The following is a 26,203-nucleotide window of genomic DNA, read 5'->3' as shown; positions in this document are numbered from 1 at the left end:
TTAATATTTATATATGTCATCAAACAAAAAATACTGGAAAAGTGTTGAAGAACTAGACGAAAATAGTTCTATTGTTGAGGCGCTTAAAAATAACGAATTTGTTGAAGAAATTCCTACTGATGAGTTTTTAGGAAATAATGATGCTTTGTCATCTTCATCAACATCACGTCGTGACTTTTTAAAGTACGTTGGGTTTAGTACTGCGGCAGCTACGCTAGCAGCTTGTGAAGGTCCGGTACACAAGTCAATTCCTTATGTGTTGCAACCAGAACAAATCATTCCTGGGGTAGCGGATTATTATGCGACTTCTGTTTTTGACGGTTTTGATTTTGCTAATTTATTAGTAAAAACACGTGAAGGGCGTCCTATTAAAATAGATAATAACACTATTGCAGGAGCAAAATTTGCTGCTAATGCTAGAATTCATGCGTCGATATTGTCATTATATGATAGTATGCGTTTGAAAGAACCAAAAATTGGAGGTAAAAATTCAACTTGGTCCGCTGTTGATTCTGCTATAAAAGCAAGTATTGCTGATGCCACAGCAAAAGGAGGTCAGGTTATATTGTTAACTAATACATTAGCAAGTCCTTCAACAGAAGAATTAATTGCACAGTTTATTGGTAAAAACCCAAATGCTAAACATGTTGTTTATGATGCGGTTTCTTCATCAGAAGCATTAGATGCTTTCGAAACTGTTTTTGGAGAAAGAGCTTTAGTTGATTACGATTTTTCAAAAGCTTCGCTTATCGTTTCGGTAGGTGCTGATTTTCTCGGAGATTGGCAAGGTGGAGGGTATGATTCAGGTTATGCTCAAGGCAGAATTCCTAAAAACGGAAAAATGTCGCGTCATTTTCAATTGGAATCAAATATGACTTTATCTGGTGCTGCTGCTGACAAGCGTTTCGCGATGTCAACTGCAAATCAAAAACAAGCATTAGTACTTATATATAACATCATTACTGGTTCGTCTGCAGCTGTAAATTTAGATGGTAAGTTTAAAGTTGAAGTTACTAAAGCGGCTCAGCAATTAAAAGCTGCTGGATCTAAAGGAGTATTGGTTTCTGGTATTCAAGACAAAAATGCTCAGTTATTAGTTTTAGCTATTAATCAAGTTTTGGCTAGTGAAGCGTTTACTACTTCAGGGGCAAGACAAATCAGAAAAGGTTCTAACGAAAAAATTACTCAGTTAATCAATGATATGAAAGCGGGAAGCGTTCATACTCTAATTATGAGTGGCGTTAATCCAGTTTATACTTTAGCAGATAGTAAAACATTTGTTGAAGCACTTAAAAAAGTAAAAACATCTGTTACTTTTTCTTTGAAAGAAGATGAGACTGCTTCACTTGCAACAATTGCGGCTCCGGCTCCACATTATTTAGAGTCTTGGGGTGATTTAAGTTTAACAAAGGGTTCTTATAGTATTACTCAACCAACAATTCGTCCTTTATTTAATACTAAGCAATTTCAAGAGGTTTTAATGTCTTTGAATGGAATAGGTGGTACGTATTATGATTTTGTTAAAGCGAATGGATCAACAATCGTTGCGGGATCTACTTGGAATAAAGTGTTGCACGATGGTGTTTATGTTGGTGCGGTATCATCAGTATCTGGTGGTTCAGCTGATTATTCTGCTGCAGCTAACGCATTGGCACAATCAAAACCGGCACAATCTTTTGAATTAGTATTGTACACGAAAACAGGTTTGGGTGATGGACAGCAAGCGAATAACCCTTGGTTACAAGAGTTACCGGATCCAATTACAAGAGTTTCTTGGGATAATTACGTTACTGTTTCCAATGCTGATGCTAAGAAGTTAGGATTGTCTAATGAAATTGTTGCTAATGGTGGTTTGAATGGTAGTTATGCTACTATTACAACTGCAGATGGTTTGAAACTCGAAAATGTTCCGGTTATTGTTCAGCCAGGACAAGCTGTTGGAACTGTAGGTTTAGCTTTAGGTTATGGACGTAAGGCAGCTTTAAAAGAAGAAATGCAAGTAGGTTTAAATGCTTACTCATTATATAAAGGCTTTAATGATGTACAATCGATATCTTTAGTTAAAGCGGATGGAGAACATGAATTTGCTTGTGTTCAAGGTCAAAAAACATTAATGGGAAGAGGGGATATTATTAAAGAAACTACTTTAGAGATATTCAATACTAAAGATGCTGAATTTTGGAACGAACAACCAATGGTATCTTTGGATCACAAAGAAGTAGCAGCTACATCAGTAGATTTGTGGGGTTCATTTGATCGTTCAACGGGACATCACTTTAACCTTTCTATTGATTTGAATGCTTGTACTGGATGTGGGGCTTGCGTAATTGCCTGTCATGCCGAAAACAACGTTCCGGTTGTTGGAAAAGCAGAGGTTAGAAGAAGCCGTGATATGCACTGGTTGCGTATTGACAGATATTATTCTTCAGAAAGTACATTTGCAGGAGATAACGAGAGAAAAGAGAATATCGCTGGTTTGTCAAGTTCATTATCTACGTTCAATGAAATGGAAAAAGCAGGAGATAATCCTCAAGTTTCTTTTCAACCGGTAATGTGTCAGCATTGTAATCATGCTCCTTGTGAGACTGTTTGTCCAGTTGCTGCAACATCACATGGTCGTCAGGGTCAAAATCAAATGGCATATAACAGATGTGTTGGTACTCGTTACTGCGCTAATAACTGTCCATATAAAGTTCGTCGTTTTAACTGGTTCTTATACAACAAAAACAGTGAATTCGATTATCACATGAATGACGATTTGGGACGTATGGTATTAAATCCAGATGTAAATGTTCGTTCTCGTGGTGTTATGGAAAAATGTTCTATGTGTATTCAAATGACACAGGCTACAATTTTAAATGCAAAAAGAGAAGGAAGAATAATCGTAGATGGAGAATTCCAAACCGCATGTTCAAATGCTTGTTCTACTGGAGCAATGAAATTTGGTGATGTAAATGATAAAGAAGCTGAAGTAACTAAATTAGCTGCTGACGAAAGAATGTATCATTTGCTAGAGCACGTTGGAACAAAGCCAAATGTGATTTATCATGTTAAAGTTAGAAATACCTAGTACAAAAAATAATTAATTAAGAATCAATATAAAGGATTATGTCGTCTCACTACGAAGCAACCATTAGAAAACCCTTAGTTATAGGTGATAAATCTTATCACGATGTAACTGTAGATGTAGCTGCGCCTGTTGAAGGTAAAGCAAACAAACATTGGTGGATTGTATTTTCAATTGCATTAATAGCCTTCCTTTGGGGATTGGGTTGTATTATTTACACTATATCTACGGGTATTGGAACATGGGGATTAAATAAAACTGTAGGATGGGCTTGGGATATCACTAACTTTGTTTGGTGGGTAGGTATCGGTCACGCAGGAACATTAATTTCAGCCGTATTATTACTTTTTCGTCAAAGATGGAGAATGGCAATTAACCGTTCTGCGGAGGCAATGACCATTTTCTCAGTAATACAAGCAGGTTTATTTCCTATTATTCACATGGGTCGTCCATGGTTAGCATATTGGGTATTACCAATTCCGAACCAATTCGGTTCTTTATGGGTGAACTTTAACTCTCCTTTACTTTGGGACGTTTTTGCAATATCTACTTATCTTTCTGTTTCATTGGTTTTCTGGTGGACTGGTTTGTTACCCGATTTTGCTATGTTGAGAGATAGAGCAATTACTCCTTTTAATAAACGTGTCTATTCTATATTAAGTTTTGGATGGTCTGGTCGAGCAAAAGATTGGCAACGTTTCGAAGAAGTTTCTTTGGTCCTTGCAGGTTTAGCGACTCCACTTGTACTTTCTGTACACACTATTGTATCGATGGACTTTGCAACTTCAGTGATACCAGGATGGCATACAACAATTTTCCCTCCTTACTTTGTTGCTGGAGCTGTTTTCTCAGGATTTGCAATGGTGAACACGCTGCTTATAATTATGAGAAAAGTGTCTAATCTTGAGGCTTACATTACGATTCAACATATAGAGTTAATGAACATTGTAATCATGATTACGGGTTCTATTGTAGGGGTTGCCTATATTACTGAACTTTTTATAGCTTGGTATTCAGGAGTAGAATATGAGCAATATGCATTCTTAAACAGAGCAACGGGACCTTATTGGTGGGCTTATTGGTCAATGATGACTTGTAATGTTTTCTCTCCACAATTTATGTGGTTCAAAAAATTAAGAACAAGTATTATGTTTTCTTTTATTATTTCAATTGTAGTTAATATTGGAATGTGGTTCGAAAGATTTGTAATTATCGTTACTTCATTACATAGAGATTATTTACCATCTTCATGGACAATGTTCTCTCCTACCTTTGTTGATATAGGAATTTTCATTGGAACTATAGGTTTCTTCTTTGTATTGTTTTTGTTGTATTCTAGAACATTCCCTGTGATAGCACAAGCGGAGGTTAAAACAATATTAAAAGGAACTGGAGATAATTACAAAAGAGAAAGAGAAGCAAATAAAGATTTACATCATGAGTAATAAAGTAATATACGCCATTTATAATGACGATGATATTTTGATGGATGCGGTTAAAAAAACTAAAGCAGCCCATCATCATATTGAAGAAGTTTTTACGCCATTTCCCGTTCACGGATTGGATAAAGCGATGGGACTTGCTCCTACAAGATTAGCCATTTGCGCTTTTATTTATGGTTTGTTAGGTTTGGCTTTTGGGACCTGGATGATGGACTATATAATGATACAAGATTGGCCACAAGATATTGGTGGTAAGCCAAGTTTTAGCTATATTGATAACATGCCGGCTTTCGTGCCAATTATGTTTGAAGAAACTGTTTTTTTTGCTGCTCACTTAATGGTTATTACTTTTTATATGCGAAGTAAATTATGGCCTTTTAAAGTTGCTGAAAATCCAGATGTTAGAACCACAGATGACCATTTTTTGATGGAAGTTGCTGTAAATGATAATGAGGATGAATTGATTTCCTTTTTTCAAAATACAGGGGCAGTAGAAGTTAAAGTAATTGTAAAGAATTAATTGTCGATATGAAAAGTCTATATAAAATAACATTTTTAATTTGTATTACTATTTTAGTTTCGTCTTGCCATAATAATTCGAAACCTAATTACCAATACATGCCTAATATGTACGAGCCTGTAAGTTATGAAACTTACGAGGAATCTAGTGCATTTAAGAACGGTAAGGAAGGTCAACTTCCTCCGACAGGAACAATAAATAGGGGTTTTGAGCCTTATGAATATGAAAATTCTACTGCAGGGTATGATTTAGCCAAATTAAATTTGAAATCGCCTTTGGATTCTATATCTGAAAAAGATGTTGAAAAATCTAAAGAGTTATACGATATTTATTGTGCTATTTGCCATGGTACTGAAGGTAACGGTAAAGGAAAATTGGTAACACAAGGTAAATATCTAGGTGTTCCAAGTTATAAAGATAGAGTGATAACGGAGGGAAGTGTTTTTCATGTTCAAACTTACGGTTTAAATTCAATGGGGTCATATGCGAACCAATTGAATTCACATGAACGTTGGTTAGTAGCGTCTTATGTTATTAATCTGAAAGCTAAATTATAATTGTTGAACAAACTGATCGTAATAGATATGTATACATTTTCAAGTAAATTAAAAACATTTTCTTTTGTCTTAATGGCTGTTGGTCTATTAGGAATTGGATATGGTTTTTTAACTGCACCAAAAGATCTTCAAGAAGTTGAGAAAATTATTGCTTCTGAAACTCATGGTGGTCATGGTGAGGCGAAACATGAAGTTTCAGTTCCTGCTGGAGAAGTTCATGCCGAAATAGGTAAAACTAATGAAGTAAAAGAAGCTGCTGAACATAAAGAGCACACTGAGCATGTTTTGCATCAGTTGCAAAATAAACCTTGGGCATCATTGTATGTTGCTTGTATTTTCTTTATGCTGCTATCAATGGGTGTTTTAGCTTTTTATGCTATACAACAAGTAGCACAAGCGGGTTGGTCTCCTGTTCTGTTCAGAGTTATGCAAGGGATAACAGCTTATTTACCTGTAGGTTCTGTTATATTTTTTATAATACTTGTTGTTTGTGGTTTAAATATTTTCCATTCCAACAGTTTATTTATCTGGTTAGATCCGGAAGTTGTTGCACACGATAAAATCATTGCTAACAAATCAGGATATTTGAATTTTCCTTTTTGGATAATAAGAGCAGCTATCTTTTTGATTGGTTGGAATCTATACCGTTATTTTTCAAGAAAAAATTGCTTAGCTCAGGACCAAGCTTCTGATGATCTCAACTACAAAAAGAACTTCAAAATGTCAGCGGCATTTCTTGTTTTTTTCATCGTAACGGAATCTATTATGTCTTGGGATTGGATTATGTCAATTGACCCACATTGGTCTAGTACTTTATTTGGCTGGTATGTTTTTGCTAGTTTCTTTGTAAGTGGAATTACAACCATAGCTTTGATATCTTTATATTTAAAATCAAAAGGATATTTAGAAAATGTAAACACAAGTCATATTCATGATTTAGCTAAATTCATGTTTGGTTTCAGCGTTTTCTGGACTTATTTATGGTTTTCACAATTTATGTTGATTTGGTATGCAAATATTCCTGAAGAGATTACTTATTTCGTAACTAGAATTCAATTATACAATCTCCCATTTTTTGGTGCAGTGGTGATGAATTTTCTTTTTCCAATTTTGATATTAATCAATACGGATTTCAAAAGGATTACATGGATTTTAGTGATGGCTGGTACAGTTATCTTATTAGGACATTATATAGATTTCTTTAATATGATTATGCCTGGAACAGTAGGAGATAGATGGTTCATTGGTATCTCAGAAATTGCATCCGTTCTTTTCTTCCTTGGATTATTTATTTATGTTGTATTCACTGCATTAACTAAAGCTCCTTTGTTACCAAAAAGAAATCCATTTATAGAAGAGAGTAAACATTTTCATTATTAATATTTAAAATAAGTAAACAGATGACAAGTTTGTTGGTAATTATAGTTTTAGTTTTATTAGCCGTTGCTTTATGGCAATTGACGAAAATATTTGACCTTACTCAAGTAGGTTCAATTTCGGACAATTCTCAAGTAGCCTCAGATGATGATAATAATGTTCAGGGTTATTTAATGTTTGGTTTCTTAGCATTCCTATATATATTCTCAATATACGGTTTGTTTAAATGGGGTCCATTAGTGCTTCATACACCTGCTTCAGAACATGGTTCCTTAGTTGATAGTTTGATGAATATTTCATGGGTTCTTTTATTTATAGTCCAAGCTATAACTCAGGTTTTATTGCATTATTTTTCTTTTAAGTATAGAGGTAAAAAAGGTCAAAAGGCATTGTATTTTGCTGATAACAATAGATTAGAAGCGCTTTGGAGTGTTATTCCAGCAGTTGTTCTTGCAGGTTTGATTCTTTATGGTCTTTATGCTTGGACAAATATTATGTTCATTGATGAGGAAGAAGACACAGTTGTTGTTGAATTGTACGCACAACAATTTAAATGGACTGCCAGATACGCTGGTCCTGACAATGTGTTAGGTAAGGCTAATGTTAGATTAATAGAAGGTGTAAATACACTTGGTGTTGATTTATCGGATCCTTATGCACAAGATGATATTGTAATTAATGAGTTGCATATACCAAAAGGCAAAAAAATTCATTTCAAAATGCGTTCGCAAGATGTTTTGCATTCTGCTTATATGCCTTATTTCAGAGCGCAAATGAACTGTGTACCAGGTATGGTAACCGAATTTGCTTTTACACCGATTTATACTACTGATGAGTATAGAGAATTGCCTTACATGGTAGAAAAAGTGGCGAATATTAATGATCTAAGAACTAAGAAAAGTATTGAACTTGTTGCAAAAGGAGAAACAGCATTAGATCCGTACACTTTTGATTATTTATTGCTTTGCAATAAAATTTGTGGTGCCTCTCATTATAATATGCAAATGAAAGTGATCGTTGATACGCCAGAAGATTATAAAAAGTGGTTACAAGATAAACCTACAGTAGTACAAGAAGTAAAAACGGCTAAAACTCCTGCTGCTCCTGTTGATGGAGCAAAGGGCGCGGATTCTACTAAAGGTAAGGATACCGCTGCAGCTGTTGTTAAAATGGCAATGAAATAATTATTAAGAAAATTTAAAGTAAACGTATATGTCAGCAGAAGCTCACGATCACGGACACGATCTAGAACACGAACACCATCATAAAGAGACTTTTATTACTAAATATATATTTAGTATCGATCATAAAATGATTTCCAAGCAATACCTAATCACTGGTATTATCATGGGTGTTATTGGTGTGGGTATGTCAATGCTTTTTAGAATGCAATTAGCTTGGCCTGAAGAGTCTTTTAAAATATTCAATGTATTATTAGGTGATAAATTTGCTCCTGATGGAGTTATGGCCAATGATATTTATTTAGCATTAGTCACCATTCACGGTACCATAATGGTTTTCTTTGTGTTGACCGCTGGTCTAAGTGGAACCTTTAGTAACTTATTAATTCCGCTTCAAATTGGGGCAAGAGACATGGCGTCCGGTTTCATGAACATGATATCCTATTGGCTTTTCTTTTTGTCAGCGGTAATTATGTTGTCCTCTCTCTTCGTTGAAGCAGGGCCTGCGTCTTCTGGATGGACAATCTATCCACCTTTAAGTGCATTACCTCAAGCTATTCCGGGTTCAGGTATGGGGATGACACTTTGGTTAGTTTCGATGGCGATTTTTATTGCATCATCTTTAATTGGATCATTAAATTATATTGTTACAGTTATAAATCTGAGAACTAAAGGAATGACAATGACAAGATTGCCATTGACAATCTGGTGTTTCTTTGTTACTGCTATTATTGGAGTTGTTTCATTTCCTGTTCTGTTATCAGCTGCTTTGTTATTAATTTTTGATAGAAGTTTTGGTACTTCTTTCTTCTTGTCTGATATTTATATTGCTGGGGAAGTTCTGCATTATCAAGGTGGTTCACCAGTATTGTTTGAACACCTATTTTGGTTCTTAGGTCACCCTGAAGTGTATATTGTAATTTTGCCTGCAATGGGAATTGTATCTGAAGTTATGGCTACTAATGCTCGTAAACCAATTTTTGGTTACAGAGCGATGATTATGTCCGTTTTGGCGATTGCATTTTTATCTACGATTGTTTGGGGTCATCACATGTTCGTTTCAGGAATGAATCCCTTTTTAGGTTCCGTATTTACTTTTACCACGTTGTTGATTGCGATCCCCTCTGCTGTAAAAGCTTTTAACTGGATTACAACTTTATGGAAAGGTAACTTGCAATTGAATCCCGCAATGTTGTTTTCAATTGGTATGGTTTCTACTTTTATTACTGGTGGTTTAACTGGAATTATTCTTGGAGATAGTACTTTAGACATCAATGTTCATGATACTTATTTTGTTGTTGCTCACTTCCACTTGGTAATGGGTATTTCTGCACTTTACGGTATGTTTGCAGGTGTGTATCACTGGTTTCCGAGATTGTACGGAAGAATGCTTAATAAAAATTTAGGATATGTTCACTTTTGGGTTTCTGCTATTTGTGCTTATGGGGTGTTTTTTCCAATGCACTTCATCGGTTTAGCAGGATTGCCAAGACGTTATTATACTAATACGAATTTTCCATTATTTGATGATTTACAAAACGTAAACGTTTTGATAACAACATTTGCTTTAATAGGTGGTATCTTCCAACTAGTTTTCTTATATAATTTCTTTAGTAGTATTTTCTATGGAAAAAAATCGGTTCAGAACCCTTGGAAATCTAATACCCTTGAATGGACTGCACCAGTAGAACATATTCATGGTAACTGGCCGGGTGCACTTCCTGAAGTACATCGTTGGCCTTATGACTACAGTAATCCTGCACATGATGTGGATTTTGTACCTCAAAACGTTCCGATGAAAGAAGGTGAAGAAGTTTTACATCACTAGAAAATATATAATCAAGCCTCTGCGAAAGTAGAGGCTTTTTTTGTGATCTTTTTCAATTGTCTGCTAGTCGTATTTCCCCATTTCCTGTGATCTTTTTTAATTTTCACTGTATTTAGAATTTAGAATTCAAAATTGCTTTGCTATCTTTGTTAAATGAATGAAAATTTAGACCCAACTACTGATGGTTATAATTCTGAAGAATTTGATCTTGAAAAAAGATTAAGACCGCTTTCTTTTGATGATTTTGCCGGTCAAGACCAAATATTAGAGAACTTAAAAGTTTTTGTACAGGCTGCCAACCAAAGGAATGAAGCGCTTGATCATACACTTTTTCATGGTCCTCCGGGTTTGGGTAAAACTACGTTGGCAAATATCCTTGCCAATGAATTAAATGTAGGAATTAAAATTACTTCTGGACCTGTTTTAGACAAACCAGGTGACTTAGCGGGTTTACTGACAAATCTTGAAGAAAGAGATGTGTTGTTTATTGACGAAATTCATCGTTTAAGCCCTATCGTTGAAGAATATTTATATTCGGCAATGGAAGATTTCAAAATTGATATAATGATTGAATCTGGACCTAATGCAAGAACAGTTCAAATTAATCTAAATCCTTTTACCTTAATTGGCGCAACAACCCGATCCGGTTTATTAACAGCTCCCATGAGAGCTCGTTTCGGAATCGCTTCACGTTTGCAATATTATACGACTGAATTGTTGACATCGATTGTTGAAAGAAGTGCCAGTATTTTTAAAATGCCAATTTCTATGGAAGCGGCTATTGAAATTGCAGGCAGAAGCAGGGGAACTCCGCGTATCGCCAATGCATTGTTAAGAAGAGTGCGTGATTTTGCTCAAATCAAAGGAAATGGAACAATTGATATTGAAATTGCGCGTTATGCCTTAAAGGCACTCAATGTTGACGCTCACGGATTAGATGAAATGGACAATAAAATACTGACAACAATCATCGATAAATTTAAAGGTGGTCCAGTTGGCTTATCAACTTTGGCAACAGCCGTATCAGAAAGTAGCGAAACTATCGAAGAAGTCTACGAACCTTTCCTAATTCAAGAAGGTTTCATTATGAGAACACCCAGAGGAAGGGAAGTAACTGATAAAGCGTATAAGCATTTAGGGAGAATAAAGACTAATATTCAAACTGGTTTATTTTAAGGTTTTTAAATAATTACTGCTATTTGTTAAATCTATCTGGGTAATAAACGAGATAGAATATTGATTCAAACTATTCTCACTGAACTCCTATAAAAATAGAAGCTAAGTGCGGTAATAAGGGCTAGGTTATAGTTTTCAAATTTAATTTTTTAGTCATCATTCACAAATCTAAATATTCAGAATTCATTAAATCCGAAGCAAAACGTCTCGGATTTTTGTCATGTGGTATATCTAAAGCAGGATTTTTAGAAGAAGAAGCGCCAAGGTTAGAAAATTGGTTAAATAAGAATCGAAATGGTGAAATGTCGTATATGGAAAATCATTTTGACATACGGTTGAACCCAACTTTACTTGTTGATGATGGTAAGAGTGTGATCTCACTTTTATTAAATTACTATCCGGACCAATTTCAATCAGATTCTTATAAAATATCAAAATATGCCTATGGACAAGATTATCATTTTGTAATCAAGGAAAAGTTGAAAGAATTGCTTTTTTCTATTCAGTCAGCTATAGGAGATGTTTCTGGTCGGGCGTTTGTAGATTCTGCACCAGTACTTGATAAAGCATGGGCTGCTAAAAGTGGTTTAGGATGGATAGGTAAAAATAGTAATTTATTAACTCAAAAAGTGGGTTCTTTCTACTTCATTTCGGAGCTGATAGTTGACTTAAATTTAGAATATGATCACGCTACAACCGATCATTGTGGAACTTGTACCGCATGTATCGATGCTTGTCCAACGGAAGCCATAGTTGCTCCATACATTGTTGACGGTAGTAAATGTATCTCCTATTTTACAATCGAACTTAAAGGAAACATTCCGCAGGAGATGAAAGGCAAATTCGATGATTGGGCTTTCGGGTGTGATGTCTGTCAGGACGTTTGTCCTTGGAATAAATTTTCAAAAGCGAATAACGAGCCTTTATTCAATCCAAAACCAGCATTGCTTTCTATGACCAGAAAAGATTGGAAAGAAATTACAGAAGAAACTTTTAGAGTAGTTTTTAAAGATTCGCCTTTAAAAAGAACAAAATTTGAAGGATTGAAAAGGAATATTGATTTTCTGAAATAATGACTTTTTACAGTTTGGAAGAATTTGCAGTTGGTTAAAAGAAATTAATAAAGATTAAGGTTTAACAGTAGATTCTCTAATAATATTAGAAGTCTTCAGTTCAACCGTTCTTGGTGTAAACGAAATCCCTTCTTTGTGGCAAATCATTTCTTCCAGCAATAAATTGAATGATTGAACACCCATTTCGTGACTGGGTTGCTCGACACTGCTTAATTTTGGGGTAACCACTTGTGACATAAACCAGTTGCTGAACCCTATCAAAGCTACTTGTTCAGGAATCTTAATGCCGTTATCGTTAAAATAAGTCAAAACACCAACAGCAACTAAATCTGTAATAGCAAAAATTCCATCGACATCCGTATGTTCTTTCATTATCTGTTTAGCAAAATCAATTCCTTCTTCAAAAGTTACTTTTTCACAAGTGTAAACTAATTTTGAATCGAAAAGAATGTTGTTTTTTTCTAAAGCTTTTTTGTATCCAATGTAGCGATCAATAGAGTTTTGAGGATTTAAAGGGCCTCGAATATGAACAATTTTTTTACAACCAGTATCTATTAAATGCTGAACAGCATTAAATGCTGCCTTTTGATCATCAATTATTACTTTCGAACATGCAGTTAATTTGTTGATCTTGTCAAACATAACAAAAGGAATATTCCTACTGATTATTTCCTTGATGTGATCATCATTATTTGATTCGTTTGAAAGGGACATGATAATACCATCAACTCTTTTGTTAATTAGTAATTCAACTTGTTTTTTTTCTAATTCTAACGATTCATTAGATTGTAAAATGATAACGAGGTAACCGTTTTTTTCAGCTTCATCAATAATTGCATTAACTACATTTGAAAAAAAATGGTGAACTACTTCAGGAATAATTAAACCAATTGTTTTTGATTCTTTAGTTCTTAAATTTACCGCAAAGCTATTTGGTGTGTAATGTAGCGTTCGAGCAAGATCAATTACAGCTTTTTTTGTTTTTGCACTAACATCCGGATAGTCTTTCAAAGCTTTTGAAACGGTAGTAATTGAAATCCCCAATGTAGTTGCAATTTCTTTTAGGGTAATATCTTTCATGAATCTATTATGTGCTTATTTAAGTTTAGAAAAATATTTTTTGGGTAAGGACTTCGTTTTTAATTCTCAACGTATTGTGATTAATTTATATTGATGAAAACGAATATAGCTTAAAATATTCTTTACCAAGATATTAATTTTTATCGTATTTCTAATGTTTTTATCAAAATAAACAATTTAACAGCACTTTGTTAAATTAAACAAATTTAAAATCTACCTGTTGTTTTTAACTTGATTGTCTTTTATTTATACTTGTTTCCAGTTCGAGTGATTAAAAAAAAACTATTGGTAGATTATTTTTTACAATAAATGTCGTCAAATAAAATTGCTGATTTTCTTCCAATTTCAAATCCTGCCGAGTGAATGAAGCGAAGGAGATGAACCACTTACTAAAACCAAAAATTGCAATCTGTCGTGGAAGTATAATTCCCACTTCATTCCAATATTTGATAGCTCCATTTTGGCATTAATCGCCGAATGCTCGGCAAGTGCTTTTTCTTCATTTTCATAATCATATTTAAAATTAGTATTGTTATCACAGACAAAATCAGCGGCAAATCTATTAGCACTATAGTTGGAGACCGTTGCTAAATCTTTAATATCTTTTTTAAGTAGCTTCACTTATGTCAGAATAATTTTCTAATAGCTAAAAAGCTGTTTTTATAGAAATTCCAAGTTCAATAAAAATTTGCTTAAGCGTTGTATATTTCAGGGATGCCTAAATTAAAAAAATATAAACTGTTTCTTGAAGACATGCTTACAATTTAATTATTGTAAATCAATTTTCAAAAAACAGTTTAGCTTTACTATTTTATTACTTGTGAGTTAGATTATTTTTATCGAATTAAATAAATAATTTAAATGTTATTTAAGTTCTATTATTTTCGCTTCATAAGGTCGCAACATATTTGTTTTCGTGTTAATAAGATCTTGATAATTTCCTAAAATAATTTTTGATTTTAGAGTTAAAAATCCAGTATTATAGGTAGCTTCTTTATCCGAAAAATTCAATAAGACAAGTAATTTTTTACCATTTAGTTCTCTCGTGTAGGCATAAACGTTTGGGTTCTCTTTGTCTAATAAAGTATATGTCCCATAAACAAAGGCAGGTTCTTGCTTGCGTAATTTTACTAATTTTTTAAAATAGTTTAAAGTAGAATTAGGGTCTTTTTCTTGTGCCTCAGCATTTATAGTTTGATAATTTGGATTTACCTTCAACCATGGTGTTCCAGTAGTAAAACCCGCATTTTGAGTTGTGTCCCATTGAAAAGGTGTTCTTCCATTTTCTCTGGAAGTTTGTTTTTGTTGCTCTAAAAAAGCTTGTAAATCCCCACCCTTGTTTTTTAAACCAATGTATCTGTTGCGAGTGTCTAAATCTTTATAATCTTCAATTGAATTAAATCGAATGTTGTCCATCCCTAATTCATCCCCATAATAATAATAGGGTGTTCCTCGCATAGTCATTATAAATGTAGAAAGCATTTTAGATGAAATAGCTCTATATTTAGGGGTGTCGTTACCAAACTTACTGACCATTCTTGGTTGATCGTGATTCGCAAGGAAAATAGCCAGCCATCCTTTATCCTTAAATTCTTGGTCGTATCGAGAAAAAATAGCTTTGTATTTCACAAGACCAAAATCTTTTAAATGTTTACCAATATCAACACTTTCAAAATGGTAAGCCATATTTAATTCTTTTCGATCCGGATCGACAAATAACATTGCATCTTCTGGAGAACTTCCTGCGCCTTCCGCAACTGTCATAATATCATATTTACTGAATACTTCTTTGTTCATTTCTTGCAAATATTCATGTAAATGAGGTCCTACACCATAGTATTTTATAATGTTTTTTTCATATCCTTTTGGTAATTCTGGCCAAGTGGTATCTTTAGAAGCAAACTGAAAAGCATCCATTCTAAAGCCATCAATTCCCTTGTCCAGCCAAAAACGCATAATGTCATAGACTTCGTGCCTCACTTTTGGGTTTTCCCAATTCAAATCGGGTTGTTTTTGCGAAAAATAATGTAGGTAATAGGAATTAGTTTGTGCATCATATTTCCAAGCGTCGCTATTGACATCAAAAAAACTCCATCTATAAGGAGGTTTCCCTTTTTCGGCAGGCCACCAATGATAATAATTTCTATACGGATTATCTCTGGAACTACGGGATTGTTTAAACCATTCGTGTTCGTCACTACTATGATTTACTACTAAATCCATTATGAGTTTTATACCACATTTGTGCATTTCTTGTAACAAAAGGTCGAAATCTTGCATCGTTCCGAAATCCTTCATGATTTCACGATAGTTGCTTATGTCGTAGCCATTATCATCATTTGGGGAAGAATAAATAGGATTAAGCCATACTGCATCTATGCCTAAACTTTTAATATAATCAAGTTTAGAAATAATTCCTTTGATATCGCCAACGCCATCGCCATCACTGTCTTTAAAGCTACGCGGGTAAACTTGATAAACGACGGCCTCTTTCCACCATTTTTGCTGGAGTGCGTCTGATGATTTCACTTTTTGTGAACTAACGCAATGGGTTGCGAATAAAATTAGTGCCATTTTGAAGATGTTATTTTTCATTTAATAAAATTTAAAAAGTAATTACCATTTTAGTTTAATTGTTAGATAATAGTTTCATACGGTTTTAATTCAAACCCTTTTGATGGTTTTGTATAATTCCCGATTAATACTTTTGCATTACCAATGTTGTATTTCGTATTTACCGTCGCTTTTTTGCTCGAAAAATTAAGTAATATTAGTATTTTTCTACCGTCTAATTCTCTTTTGTACGCGTGCACATTCGGATTGTCTTTATCCAATAATGTATATTTTCCATAAATTAACACAGCGTTTTTTTGCGTAATTTGACCATTTTTCTAAAGTAATTTAACACTGAATTTGGGTCCTTTTCTTGCTCGGCAGCATTTACAGTTGTATAGTTGTTATTGACGTTGAGCCATGGGGCTACAGTTGAAAAGCCAGCATTTTTAGTTGTGTCCCATTGAAAAGGAGTTCTTCCATTATCTCTTGCACCATCCGTTTTTTGATTTTTAATAAATTGTTGCAGAACACCAACGGTATTTTTTAGTCTTTGGTATTCGGCCAATGTTTCAATATCGCGATAATCTTCAATTTTGTCAAATTTAGCATTCACCATTCCTATTTCATCGCCATTATAATAATAAGGGGTTCCTTTCATAGAAAGTAAAAAGGTAGTAAGCATTTTCGATGATAATTCTCTAAATTGAGGCGAGTCATTTCCCCAACTTGAAGTCATTCTTGGCTGGTCGTGGTTTCCTAAATAGATAGTTCCCCAGCCTTTTTTGTCATATACAGCATCCCAATCCGAATAGATTTTTTTAAATTCAATTATACTCCAATTGGGATTTATTTTTTTGAAATATCCGGCAACATATCCTAAACTCACACCATCAAAATGATAACCCATATTCACTTCTTTTCTGTTGGCATCAACAAAATTTAAGGCAGTTACTTTTATCATTCCAGCACCTTCAGCCAAAGACATAACATCATATTTACTCAAAACTTCTTTGTTCATTTCCTGAAGATAATCATGCAAATGTGGTCCGCTAGCAAGATATATATCCCATTTTCCTTCATAGTTTTTATCCAATTCTTCTTGGGTAATTACGGGGAAAGTAATGTCTTTGGCTATAAAAGCAAGTACATCCATTATTTATGCTCGTCACTACTATGATTTACCACTAAATCCATGACTAATTTCAAACCTCTTTTATGTATTCCTTTTAGTAAGGATTCGAAATCTTCCATAGTTCCAAATTCCTTCATAATAGATTGATAATTTGAGATGTCATACCCATTTTCAGCATTTGGAGAACCATAAATAGGGTTTAGCCAAACTACATCTATTCCTAAACTTTTGATGTAATCTAATTCTGCTATAATCCCTTTGAGATCTCCAGCACCATCACCGTTTGTGTCTTTGAAACTTCGCGGGTAAATTTGGTAAACAACGGCTGCTTTGCACCATTTTTTTCCTGCAGGTGTTTTCATCTCCTGCGCTATAAAAGTATTGTAGGGTAAACAACCTAAAAACAGTACAAGCGCAAATGATATAATTTTTTTAATTTCTAGTTTCATATCGATTTATAAGTCAAAAGGATTTATAAATTTTTCAATCTTTTTTTCTGATATTTTCGGGTTTGCACCTTCATTAGTTGCCACTAACGCACCCATTGCGCACGCAAAATCGATGGCTTCTTGTGGATTATTTTCTTTTAATAGTTTGCTTAGTAATGCGGCTAGGAAGGAATCGCCAGACCCTACCGTATCAATTACATTAATTTTATAGCCGCTATTGTAATACATTTTTCCATTATAATATAAAACGGCTCCGTGATTGCCTTTAGTAACACAAATATGGGTCGTGTTGGTTTTTTCAGCAATAAAAAGAATATTTTGCTCTAATGAATGATAGGGTGATTTTAGGAAAGAACAAATTTCGAATAACTCATCATCATTAAATTTTATGAAATCGGACTGTAACATTAATCTAATTAGTATTTTTTTTGTGTAAAAAGGAGCGCGTAAATTGACGTCAAATATTTTGTACCTGGCATAATTTATTAGTATTAACAAGGTGTTGTAAGAGGTTAAATCCCTGCAAACAAGGCTGCCGAAGACAAATGCATGCGCTTTTTTTACAGCATTTTCTATTTCGGGGTTGCATTGTATTTTATCCCAAGCGACTGGATGTTTAATGGTATAGGAAGCAGATCCCTTATTATCTAATCTCACGATTACTTGCCCAGTTTCTAAATGAGAATCACTTTGGACAAAAGCCGGATTGACTCCATTTATTTGTATGAAAGCTAATAATTCTGTACCAATTTCATCATTTCCAATTCTACTTATTATTTGAGTGTTTATACCAAGTGAGGAGAGGCGAAATGCTACATTCAATGGAGCTCCGCCGATTTTTTTATGTGTTGGGAAAACATCAAATAATACTTCGCCAAAACAGATAATACTGATTTCTTTTTTTATATTATTCATTTTTAAACATTTTATGTTCTAATTCTTCCAAGGTTAATCCTTTCGTCTCTGGCATCATAAATAAAACAAATACCAGCTGCAAAACCATCATAAAAGCAGAGAAGGCAAATATTGGCCAAGGATTTTCTTTAAAGTGGTCAATCACTACGGGTCCTGATAAAGTTATTAGAGCAGCGAAAATCCAATGAATTCCTGTGCCAAAGGATTGCCCACGCTGACGTTATTTTTTTGGAGTCTAATGAATTAAATCAGTATTAACTGCATGACCCCAGTGCATCGGGCCCCAAACTATGTCGCTACAATAATATTGGAAAAACAAATGATATATGCCTTTGTAATATACCATAGCGTTAGGATCATTCATCTATTTTTTTTTTGGTGAAAAATGAAATTGTGGTCTAAAGGGTTCCGCGTAAAGGATTGACATATTGCGTTCTATTTTATTGCGGGTATTTATTGTAATGTCGTTATTTTCTGAATTTTGTTTGCATGAAAGTAATAATAATAAATTTACAATAAAGATACATTTTGATGATGGATTTCCTGTAAACGTCATTTGCAAAGTGTTTTTTATTAAAATTAGAATATAAAAATATAATTCCTTTTGATATAAACCAATTACAAAAAATCGACAACGTTTTCGATATTCCGAAAACGTTGTCGGTATTAAATTATTGGTAGTTAATGGGATAAAATATATTTTAATAAATAAATTACATAAGTTTGGGTGAATTATTAAAAAATGACAATTATGATTTCAAATTTAAAAAATGTCTTGTTTCTGTTTTTTGTTGGTCCAATTGTTTTTGGTCAAACAAAATCAGACGAATGGCATTTGTATGCAAACTCCAGAGAAAATTATTATGGTGTTGCTATGGCGAATGGACAAATAGGAATAGTTACAGATGATACGCCTCTAAAGACAAAAGAGATAATATTAAACGGAGTGTATGATGGTTCTCCTGAAAATGGTATCAGTAGAATTGTGAGAGGCATTGAATTTCTTAATCTCCATTTGTCTATAAATAATCAGGAAATAAAATCCGATAATATCGATAATTGGAGTCAGGTCGTTTCCATGAAAGAAGGAACAAGCACGACGTCATTTTCATTCAAAGATTTTGCGAGCATTAAGTATACGATTTTAGCGAATCGAGCGGTTCCTTATTCCGCTATGGCAATAGTCGAAATTATTCCTAACAAGGATATCGAAATAAATGCTAACAATTACATGACAGTTCCTGATGAATTGAAGGGGGCAAAAAGTCAATTTAGAGTTTTGAAAGACAATCAATACTTGATGCCAGTTTTTGGAACAATTGCAAAAACATTGACAGGTAAATACACCGTTTCAGCAGCTACAACTTTTCTTTTTGATGGACAAAGCGAAACATTAAAACAAACTGGTAATGAAGTTGGTTTTTCAAAAAAACTCTTAAAAGGTCAAAAATACAGGTTTGCCATTGCAGGTGGAATCTGTACTTCTAAGGATATCACGGATCCTGTAAACGAATCAGAAAGACAACCTATTTATGCCTTACAACAAGGAATTGATAATTTGCTGAATCGACATAAACAAGCTTGGGCTGAATTATGGAATACCGGCGATATTCAAATTCAAGGGGATTTAGATGCACAACAAAGGGTTCGTTTTGCCTTGTACAATTTATATTCATTTATTCGCCCAGAGACAAGGCAGAGCATTGCACCTATGGGATTATCTTCTCAAGGGTATAACGGACATATTTTTTGGGATTCTGAACTTTGGATGTATCCAACCCTTTTGGCTTTACAGCCCGATATGGCAAAATCATGCTTGGATTATCGTTCTGATCGTTTGCAGAAGGCAAAACAAAAAGCTACCATATATGGTTATAAAGGAGCAATGTATCCGTGGGAATCAGATGATACTGGTGAAGAAGCTACTCCAACATGGGCATTAACAGGAATTTTCGAACAACATATTACGGCGGATGTTTCTATTGCGTTTTGGAATTATTATGCTTTTACTCAAGACAAGGCGTGGTTGCAAAAAGAATGGGCTGTTTTGAAAGAGACTGCTGATTTTTGGGTAAGCCGTGCCGTTAAAAATCAAGACGGAAGTTATTCTATATTGAATGTTGTAGGGGCAGACGAGTATGCACAACATGTAGATGATAATGCTTTTACAAACGCTTCCGCGATTGAGTCTTTGAAAAACACAATCAAAGCGGCAACAATTCTAAATGAACCGATTAATCCAAAATGGAAAGCTGTTTCAGATAAATTAGTAATTCATACTGAAAATGGAATCACACAGAATTATAAAGGATATAAAGGACAAACTATAAAACAAGCCGATGTGAATTTATTGGCATATCCTTTACATATTATTACTGATAAAGCACAAATCGAAAAGGATTTAGAATATTATGTTGAAAAAATTGATAAAAAAGATGGCCCTGCAATGGCTTCAGGAGTTTTATCTGTTCTTTATGCGCGATTAGGCGATAAAGAAAAGGCATATAACTATTTTGTGAAATCGTACTTGCCAAATAGTCGTCCTCCATTTGGTGTTTTTTCAGAATCGGCGAATAGTAATAATCCATATTTTGCAACAGGTGCTGGAGCTATGCTTCAAGCAATTATTTATGGTTTTGGAGGCGTTGAACAAACCGATCATGGATTAAAATACAATAAAGGGCTATTGCCAAAAAAATGGAAATCTTTAAAAATTATTGGTATCGGAGTTGATAATAAAACAATCACAATAGAATAGCAAAAGATAATTTTTAAGCCATCCATTCTAGTTTTTAATCAAATAGTTATGATTTAAAGCTAGAATGGGTGGCTTTTTTATTGAAAATAGTCCAAATCTGTTTAAGTGTAACTTTTTTGTCGTGAAATGGTATTCAAGCCTTGTTCTCCACTATTTGATGAAAAATTATATTATAAGGTAATTATTACAATTTAACATTTATTATTATATGTTTAGGGAATAGATATTTGAATTAAATAGTTACAAATTTTTTTTGTCAAAACTCATTTTTTTTAATAAATGTTTCCCGATACTAAATGCCCTAAAATAAAGAATTATTATTTATTCACTCTTTATTTTAGGGCATTTACAACATTGTTATTAATATTTTGAAGTATTTGTTTTTAAAATCGAAAACGTTTTCGATACAACGAAAACGTTATAGTTGATAATATTCATAAAATTATCATAAAATTATAAGTAAGTTTGATTCGATATTAAAACAAACCAATTAAACAAATTATTAACCAACTTATTTATTACGTATGAAAAATAGTCTATTAAAAGGCTTGATGGTGTTTCTAACGATGCTTTGTACAAGTTTGACATATTCTCAAGAAGTGTCTGGTACAGTATCTGATTCTAGCGGTCCGCTTCCAGGGGCTTCGGTATTAGTAAAAGGAACAACAAACGGAGCACAAACTGATCTCGATGGAAAGTTTACTATCAAAAACGTTGGGTCAAACCCAGTTTTAGTTTTTAGTTACATAGGTCTTAAAAGCCAAGAATTAAATGTAGCAGGAAAAAGCTCAGTGAGAGTAATCTTAAAAGAAGATTCAGCTGAATTAAAAGAAGTAGTGGTTATCGGTTACGGTTCTGTTAAAAAGAAAGACGCAACAGGTGCCGTTGATCAATTGAGTTCAAAGAAATTTGACAACGTCGCTGCTACTAACCCTGCTGAACTTTTAAGAGGTAAAGTCGCAGGTGTTCAAATTACTTCTTCAAGTGGAGAGCCAGGTGCTGCAAATTCAATAAGAATTCGTGGTAATGGTACTTTACGTGGGGGTAACGGACCGCTTATTGTTGTAGATGGAGTGCCTTTAGCTGGAGGTGACGTATCTGCAGGTGGTGCTAATATGAATTTAGGTTCTATGAGCGCCAAAGACCCATTGAGTTTTATTAATCAAAATGATATCGAAAGTATGTCTATTTTGAAAGATGCTTCTTCGACGGCGATTTATGGAGCTAGAGGGGCTAATGGGGTAATTATTATTACAACTAAGAAAGGAAAGTCTAAATTGCCAGAATTAACTTATTCTACTTCTTACACGACTTCTTCATATGCTTCAAAATTCGATGTTTTATCTACTGATGAATTTATTGCGGCAACTCCAGGTCAGACAGCAAATCATTTTGGTGGAGCATTCGATTGGAAAAAACAAGTATTGCAAACAGGTAGCACTGTAAATCATGATTTGTCTTTCTCAAGTGGAACAGACAATTCTAATACTAGAGTGTCTTTGGGTATGGCTAATACGGATGGTATTGTAAGAAATACTGGTTTAGATAAAATTACTGCAAGTTTTTACAACTCAAATGATTTCTTCGATGGTAAAGTAAAATTAGAAACTCGTATAGCTTATTCTAATATCAAAGATCGTAGAGGTTTGATTACTAATGACACAGGATATATTGGTAACTTATTAAGTGCTGCATTGTATTGGAATCCAACGCGTTCAGTTTATGATCCAACACAGCCAGGAGGTTTCACAAGAGTAAGTGGTGATTATCTTAACCCTGTTCATTTGATGAATTCGTTCTCTAATAATGGTGATTTGTCTAAATTATTAGGTAGTCTAACCACTACTGTGAAATTAACTAATAGTTTGAAATACAACATGGTTGTTGGTATCGAAACGTCTAATTCTTCTGTAAAGCAACAAGCTACTCCAGATTTAAATATTCAAGATTTTGCAACGGCTACTAATCCTGCGGATTTGAAAACGTACAGAGGACAAGCGACAGTTTCTAATGATCAAAGAGTAAATAAAACTATTGAACACAATTTGACATTTACAAAAGATATTACAAAAGATATTAACTTGAATGCAATTGTTGGATATTCTTTCTATAACTATGCATCTAATGGTACTTACGTATCTGCAAAAGGTTTTGCTGCTACACAAGCTAATTTATTAGAAAATATGGAAGGTGGAATTCCAACAGAAACAAGAACTGGTTCTTATAAAGGATTAGTTGAAATGCAATCTGTTTTTGCTAGAGCATCATTAGCATTCTATAATAAATTGAATCTAGATTTAACGGTAAGACGTGATGGTTCATCCAAAACAGCAGCGGGTAAAAAATACGGAAATTTCCCTTCTTTAGGTCTGGCTTACAAATTAGTTGATGGAAAAGATGGATTAGTTAATGATTTGAAATTAAGAGGAAATATCGGTAAAACAGGTAATACTGAATTTCCTAGAAACTCTTCCGTAGGTACAATTGAATACAATGGTCCGGATCAATTTAATATCGTAAACAATGCGAATTCTCAACTAACTTGGGAGACTACAACTTCTTACGGGGTAGGGACAGACTTTGCTTTGCTTAATAATAAGTTAACGGGATCTGTTGATTATTTCAACAAAAACACTACTGACTTAATTGTTGGTATCCCTTCAACCTCAGGACAGCCATCTCCTCAAGGTATTAAATATACTAATTTACCGGCTAACTTAATAAATAAAGGAGTTGAGGTTTCATTATCTTACAAAGTAATTGATACAGATGATTTAACTTGGGACATTTCTGGTAATGTGGCATTCTTGTCAAATACTATTGAAAATCTTGGTGCTGCAAACGTGTACAACGTTGGGGCCATTCACGGGCAAGGTCTGAGTGATGCATATGTTCAAAGAATTCAAGATGGATATCCGTTGTATACTTATTATCTTCCAACATTTACAGGATATGATGCAAATGGAATTTCTCAATATGCAGATGGAGGCGCTGTAAAATTGTTAGATAAACAGCCTTTACCTAAAATGACTGCAGGCTTTTCAACAAGTTTGGCCTACAAAGGTTTTGATTTCTCAACATCATTATATGGAAATTTCGGGAATTATTTATTTAACAACACTAATGTCGCCCTTTTCTATCAAAATCAATTGGGAGGTAAAAACGTAACTCCAGAAGTTGCAAATTCAGTTCAATCAAGATCTGATGCTAATACACCATCTACTAAATACCTTGAAAAAGGAGACTTTATTAGAATGGGTAATTTAACCTTCGGTTACACTGTTAAAGGAAATGTTTTAGAGCGTTTTAAAGTAAAATCTGCTCGTTTTTATGTAAACGGTTCTAACTTATTTATAATTACTAAATATTCAGGTTTTGATCCGGAAGTTGATACTAACAAATCTTTAAATGGTATACCTTCGGCAGGTATAGATTATTTATCTTATCCGAAAGCTAGAACTTTTTCAGTAGGTCTTAACGTAACATTTTAATTAGAATAAAAATGAAAAAAAATAATTTTATAAAGTACGGTATTTTTGCTGGAGCATTAGTTCTTGGCGTTAGTTGTACTAATTTGGATGAACAAATCCTTGATGCAACTGAAATTTCAAAGGCAGATCCTGATGCAGTTTTAACTTCAGCGTATAATGGATTGCGTCAATTTGAGGGACAAGACGGAATATTTGCGGTGCAAGAGGTTTCTACAGATTTTGTTATTGTGCCAACACGTGCAGGTGACTGGGGTGATGGTGGAGCGTGGCTACAAGATCATTTTCACACATGGGATGCAAACAGTAGAGAAATAAATACTGCTTGGAGACAAATGCTATCAAGTGTTTACAATTGTGACTTAGCATTAGGGATACAAGGAATTCCAGCTAGTAAGAAAGCGCAAGCTCAATTTTTGAAAGCTTATTATTACTACAATGCAATTGATATGTTTGGTCAAGTGCCTTACAGAGAAGCAGGTAGTTCTCCAGATGATTTTCCTAAGGTTTGGACTTCTCCTGAAGCGACAGCTAAAATTATTGCACTGCTTGAAGAAGCATTGCCTAATTTGCCTGCAAAAAATACTTCTGATCCTTCAATTGCAAGTAAAGATGCAGCTCATTTTTTATTAGCTAAAATTTATTTGAATAAAGCGGTATTTGACTCCCCAACTCATACTGGATTTAATGCCAATAATGTGGCTAATATGAATAAAGTTATCGCAAACGTTGATGCTATTTCTGGTGCTACAACATTAGCTTCTGATTATTGGGATAACTTTAAACCAACAAATCATACTAGTCCAGAGTTAATTTTTACAGCTAAAAATATCAATGGTGTTGATATGGGCGCTATTAGAACAAGGTGGTATATGGGGAACCATTACAATCAGGTTCCGAGTGGTTGGAACGGATTTTCGGTATTGCAAGAATACTATGAAAAATTTGACCCGTCAGATAGACGTATAAAAAATAATGATCCTGCTATTATTGCCGCTTTCGGAAGTCCTTTAGGATTGCGTAAAGGACAGCAATTTGATAAAGGGGGAATTACTCCTCTAACAACAAGAGCTCAAAATGGTTCATTACCTTTAGATTTTCAAAGTGATGTGGCAAATTTGCCAGCAGATGGTAAAATCATTTCTCAAAGCTGGTTAGAAAGATGGGGTATTCGTCCACAAAAATACATTCCAGATGTGTCTAATATGGATAAACCGGAAAATGACTATGTGTTATTCCGTTACGCGGATGCTTTATTGATGAAAGCGGAGGCTATAGCAAGAGGTGGTTCAAGCACAAGTACTGTTGTTTCTATTGCTGCTCAATTACAAGCTCGTCAAGGTATTACCACTGTAGTTAATTTGTCCACTTTGGCTAACATTGATAAAGCTAGAGCTACAGAATTGTGGGAAGAAGGTTGGAGAAGAAATGACATGATTCGTTTTGGAACTTACACTACTGCTAGAGCCACAATGAAGAATACTGATGCGTATAGAGTATTGTTACCACTACCAACAACAGCTTTATTGAATCCTAATATTAAGCAAAATCCTGGATATTAAAAGATTTGTTTATTGTTAATTATGTTTTAAGTTAGTTATAAA

20 protein-coding genes and 1 pseudogene are annotated in these 26,203 nt (G+C 34.0%); 12 read left to right on the top strand and 9 right to left on the bottom strand.

Annotation, left to right across the window (positions count from 1 at the left end; translation table 11 throughout):
- The first annotated feature begins 13 nt into the window (after positions 1 to 13).
- The 9 genes from C4S35_RS04185 to queG all read left to right on the top strand — a co-directional run bounded on the left by C4S35_RS04185 (position 14) and on the right by queG (position 12,221).
- Positions 14 to 3,070, top strand: coding sequence for a TAT-variant-translocated molybdopterin oxidoreductase (locus C4S35_RS04185; RefSeq protein ID WP_103998973.1), 3,057 nt, complete (start codon positions 14 to 16; stop codon positions 3,068 to 3,070).
- A 38-nt stretch (positions 3,071 to 3,108) separates the two neighbouring features.
- On the top strand, positions 3,109 to 4,512 hold the full coding sequence (gene nrfD, locus C4S35_RS04180; protein ID WP_103998972.1) for an NrfD/PsrC family molybdoenzyme membrane anchor subunit: 1,404 nt from the start codon (positions 3,109 to 3,111) through the stop codon (positions 4,510 to 4,512).
- Positions 4,505 to 5,029, top strand: coding sequence for a DUF3341 domain-containing protein (locus tag C4S35_RS04175; RefSeq protein ID WP_103998971.1), 525 nt, complete (start codon positions 4,505 to 4,507; stop codon positions 5,027 to 5,029). Before nrfD ends, C4S35_RS04175 begins: the two co-directional genes overlap by 8 nt.
- Positions 5,030 to 5,037: 8 nt before the next feature.
- Entirely contained in the window at positions 5,038 to 5,586 is a 549-nt protein-coding gene (locus C4S35_RS04170; RefSeq protein ID WP_103998970.1) for a c-type cytochrome, read from the top strand.
- A 27-nt stretch (positions 5,587 to 5,613) separates the two neighbouring features.
- Positions 5,614 to 6,966, top strand: coding sequence for a cation-translocating P-type ATPase (locus C4S35_RS04165; RefSeq protein ID WP_103998969.1), 1,353 nt, complete (start codon positions 5,614 to 5,616; stop codon positions 6,964 to 6,966).
- Between the two features lie 20 nt (positions 6,967 to 6,986).
- Complete coding sequence (locus C4S35_RS04160; RefSeq protein ID WP_103998968.1) at positions 6,987 to 8,147, top strand: cytochrome c oxidase subunit II; 1,161 nt, start codon at positions 6,987 to 6,989, stop codon at positions 8,145 to 8,147.
- 28 nt (positions 8,148 to 8,175) lie between these two features.
- Positions 8,176 to 9,972 carry a cytochrome c oxidase subunit I gene (locus C4S35_RS04155; RefSeq protein WP_103998967.1) on the top strand — a complete coding sequence of 599 codons (1,797 nt, stop codon included), beginning with the start codon at positions 8,176 to 8,178 and terminating at the stop codon, positions 9,970 to 9,972.
- A 153-nt stretch (positions 9,973 to 10,125) separates the two neighbouring features.
- Positions 10,126 to 11,148: a Holliday junction branch migration DNA helicase RuvB gene (ruvB, locus tag C4S35_RS04150; protein WP_103998966.1), complete on the top strand. Its 1,023-nt coding sequence runs from the start codon at positions 10,126 to 10,128 to the stop codon at positions 11,146 to 11,148.
- A 155-nt stretch (positions 11,149 to 11,303) separates the two neighbouring features.
- Entirely contained in the window at positions 11,304 to 12,221 is a 918-nt protein-coding gene (gene queG / locus C4S35_RS04145) for a tRNA epoxyqueuosine(34) reductase QueG (protein ID WP_167386510.1), read from the top strand.
- 54 nt (positions 12,222 to 12,275) lie between these two features.
- On the opposite strand, the gene C4S35_RS04140 is transcribed toward queG, so the two are convergent.
- The 9 genes and pseudogenes from C4S35_RS04140 to C4S35_RS15790 all read right to left on the bottom strand — a co-directional run bounded on the left by C4S35_RS04140 (position 12,276) and on the right by C4S35_RS15790 (position 18,717).
- Positions 12,276 to 13,301, bottom strand: coding sequence for a LacI family DNA-binding transcriptional regulator (locus tag C4S35_RS04140; RefSeq protein WP_103998964.1), 1,026 nt, complete (start codon positions 13,299 to 13,301; stop codon positions 12,276 to 12,278).
- 345 nt (positions 13,302 to 13,646) lie between these two features.
- Positions 13,647 to 13,922: a hypothetical protein gene (locus C4S35_RS04135; protein WP_103998963.1), complete on the bottom strand. Its 276-nt coding sequence runs from the start codon at positions 13,920 to 13,922 to the stop codon at positions 13,647 to 13,649.
- Positions 13,923 to 14,165: 243 nt separating this feature from the next.
- The gene (locus C4S35_RS04130; RefSeq protein WP_244175187.1) at positions 14,166 to 15,896 is read right to left on the bottom strand and encodes a glycoside hydrolase family 13 protein; all 1,731 of its coding nucleotides are present in this window, start codon (positions 15,894 to 15,896) and stop codon (positions 14,166 to 14,168) included.
- A gap of 41 nt (positions 15,897 to 15,937) precedes the next feature.
- The gene (locus tag C4S35_RS15940) at positions 15,938 to 16,162 is read right to left on the bottom strand and encodes an alpha-glucosidase C-terminal domain-containing protein (protein ID WP_244175186.1); all 225 of its coding nucleotides are present in this window, start codon (positions 16,160 to 16,162) and stop codon (positions 15,938 to 15,940) included.
- Entirely contained in the window at positions 16,156 to 17,010 is an 855-nt protein-coding gene (locus tag C4S35_RS15935; RefSeq protein ID WP_167386507.1) for an alpha-amylase family glycosyl hydrolase, read from the bottom strand. The genes C4S35_RS15940 and C4S35_RS15935 overlap by 7 nt, the downstream gene beginning before the upstream one ends.
- Positions 17,010 to 17,438 (bottom strand): alpha-amylase family glycosyl hydrolase, encoded by a 429-nt coding sequence (locus C4S35_RS15930; RefSeq protein ID WP_167386506.1) that lies wholly within the window; start codon positions 17,436 to 17,438, stop codon positions 17,010 to 17,012. Before C4S35_RS15930 ends, C4S35_RS15935 begins: the two co-directional genes overlap by 1 nt.
- Before the next feature lie 6 nt (positions 17,439 to 17,444).
- On the bottom strand, positions 17,445 to 18,353 hold the full coding sequence (locus C4S35_RS04120; protein ID WP_103998962.1) for a carbohydrate kinase family protein: 909 nt from the start codon (positions 18,351 to 18,353) through the stop codon (positions 17,445 to 17,447).
- A pseudogene (locus C4S35_RS04115) lies at positions 18,346 to 18,561 on the bottom strand (MFS transporter); the annotation flags it as partial. The gene C4S35_RS04120 and the pseudogene C4S35_RS04115, both read right to left, overlap by 8 nt.
- A gap of 27 nt (positions 18,562 to 18,588) precedes the next feature.
- Entirely contained in the window at positions 18,589 to 18,717 is a 129-nt protein-coding gene (locus tag C4S35_RS15790) for a hypothetical protein (protein ID WP_208618862.1), read from the bottom strand.
- Between the two features lie 387 nt (positions 18,718 to 19,104).
- Between C4S35_RS15790 and C4S35_RS04105 the strand changes: the two genes are divergently transcribed.
- The 3 genes from C4S35_RS04105 (at position 19,105) to C4S35_RS04095 (ending at position 26,161) form a co-directional block, all read left to right on the top strand.
- Complete coding sequence (locus C4S35_RS04105; RefSeq protein WP_103998960.1) at positions 19,105 to 21,111, top strand: kojibiose hydrolase; 2,007 nt, start codon at positions 19,105 to 19,107, stop codon at positions 21,109 to 21,111.
- A gap of 524 nt (positions 21,112 to 21,635) precedes the next feature.
- A complete protein-coding gene (locus C4S35_RS04100; RefSeq protein ID WP_103998959.1) occupies positions 21,636 to 24,602 on the top strand; it encodes a SusC/RagA family TonB-linked outer membrane protein in 2,967 nt (988 codons plus the stop codon).
- Between the two features lie 11 nt (positions 24,603 to 24,613).
- On the top strand, positions 24,614 to 26,161 hold the full coding sequence (locus C4S35_RS04095; protein WP_103998958.1) for a RagB/SusD family nutrient uptake outer membrane protein: 1,548 nt from the start codon (positions 24,614 to 24,616) through the stop codon (positions 26,159 to 26,161).
- The last annotated feature ends 42 nt before the right edge of the window (positions 26,162 to 26,203 follow it).

The organism is Flavobacterium urumqiense, from assembly GCF_900108015.1.
Lineage (GTDB): Bacteria > Bacteroidota > Bacteroidia > Flavobacteriales > Flavobacteriaceae > Flavobacterium > Flavobacterium urumqiense.
This window is presented reverse-complemented; position numbering and strand designations above follow the sequence as displayed.

What these genes read in the sequence shown, in the direction of transcription:
- C4S35_RS15935 (WP_167386507.1), bottom strand. Translation starts at nt 17,010, where the DNA reads ATGGATGTACTTGCTTTTATAGCCAAAGACATTACTTTCCCCGTAATT.
- C4S35_RS15790 (WP_208618862.1), bottom strand. Translation starts at nt 18,717, where the DNA reads ATGAATGATCCTAACGCTATGGTATATTACAAAGGCATATATCATTTG.
- nrfD (WP_103998972.1), top strand. Translation starts at nt 3,109, where the DNA reads ATGTCGTCTCACTACGAAGCAACCATTAGAAAACCCTTAGTTATAGGT.
- C4S35_RS04120 (WP_103998962.1), bottom strand. Translation starts at nt 18,353, where the DNA reads ATGAATAATATAAAAAAAGAAATCAGTATTATCTGTTTTGGCGAAGTA.
- C4S35_RS04170 (WP_103998970.1), top strand. Translation starts at nt 5,038, where the DNA reads ATGAAAAGTCTATATAAAATAACATTTTTAATTTGTATTACTATTTTA.
- C4S35_RS04105 (WP_103998960.1), top strand. Translation starts at nt 19,105, where the DNA reads ATGATTTCAAATTTAAAAAATGTCTTGTTTCTGTTTTTTGTTGGTCCA.
- C4S35_RS04155 (WP_103998967.1), top strand. Translation starts at nt 8,176, where the DNA reads ATGTCAGCAGAAGCTCACGATCACGGACACGATCTAGAACACGAACAC.
- C4S35_RS04165 (WP_103998969.1), top strand. Translation starts at nt 5,614, where the DNA reads ATGTATACATTTTCAAGTAAATTAAAAACATTTTCTTTTGTCTTAATG.
- C4S35_RS15930 (WP_167386506.1), bottom strand. Translation starts at nt 17,438, where the DNA reads ATGAAACTAGAAATTAAAAAAATTATATCATTTGCGCTTGTACTGTTT.
- C4S35_RS04100 (WP_103998959.1), top strand. Translation starts at nt 21,636, where the DNA reads ATGAAAAATAGTCTATTAAAAGGCTTGATGGTGTTTCTAACGATGCTT.
- C4S35_RS04130 (WP_244175187.1), bottom strand. Translation starts at nt 15,896, where the DNA reads ATGAAAAATAACATCTTCAAAATGGCACTAATTTTATTCGCAACCCAT.
- C4S35_RS04160 (WP_103998968.1), top strand. Translation starts at nt 6,987, where the DNA reads ATGACAAGTTTGTTGGTAATTATAGTTTTAGTTTTATTAGCCGTTGCT.
- C4S35_RS04175 (WP_103998971.1), top strand. Translation starts at nt 4,505, where the DNA reads ATGAGTAATAAAGTAATATACGCCATTTATAATGACGATGATATTTTG.
- C4S35_RS04095 (WP_103998958.1), top strand. Translation starts at nt 24,614, where the DNA reads ATGAAAAAAAATAATTTTATAAAGTACGGTATTTTTGCTGGAGCATTA.
- ruvB (WP_103998966.1), top strand. Translation starts at nt 10,126, where the DNA reads ATGAATGAAAATTTAGACCCAACTACTGATGGTTATAATTCTGAAGAA.
- C4S35_RS04140 (WP_103998964.1), bottom strand. Translation starts at nt 13,301, where the DNA reads ATGAAAGATATTACCCTAAAAGAAATTGCAACTACATTGGGGATTTCA.
- C4S35_RS04185 (WP_103998973.1), top strand. Translation starts at nt 14, where the DNA reads ATGTCATCAAACAAAAAATACTGGAAAAGTGTTGAAGAACTAGACGAA.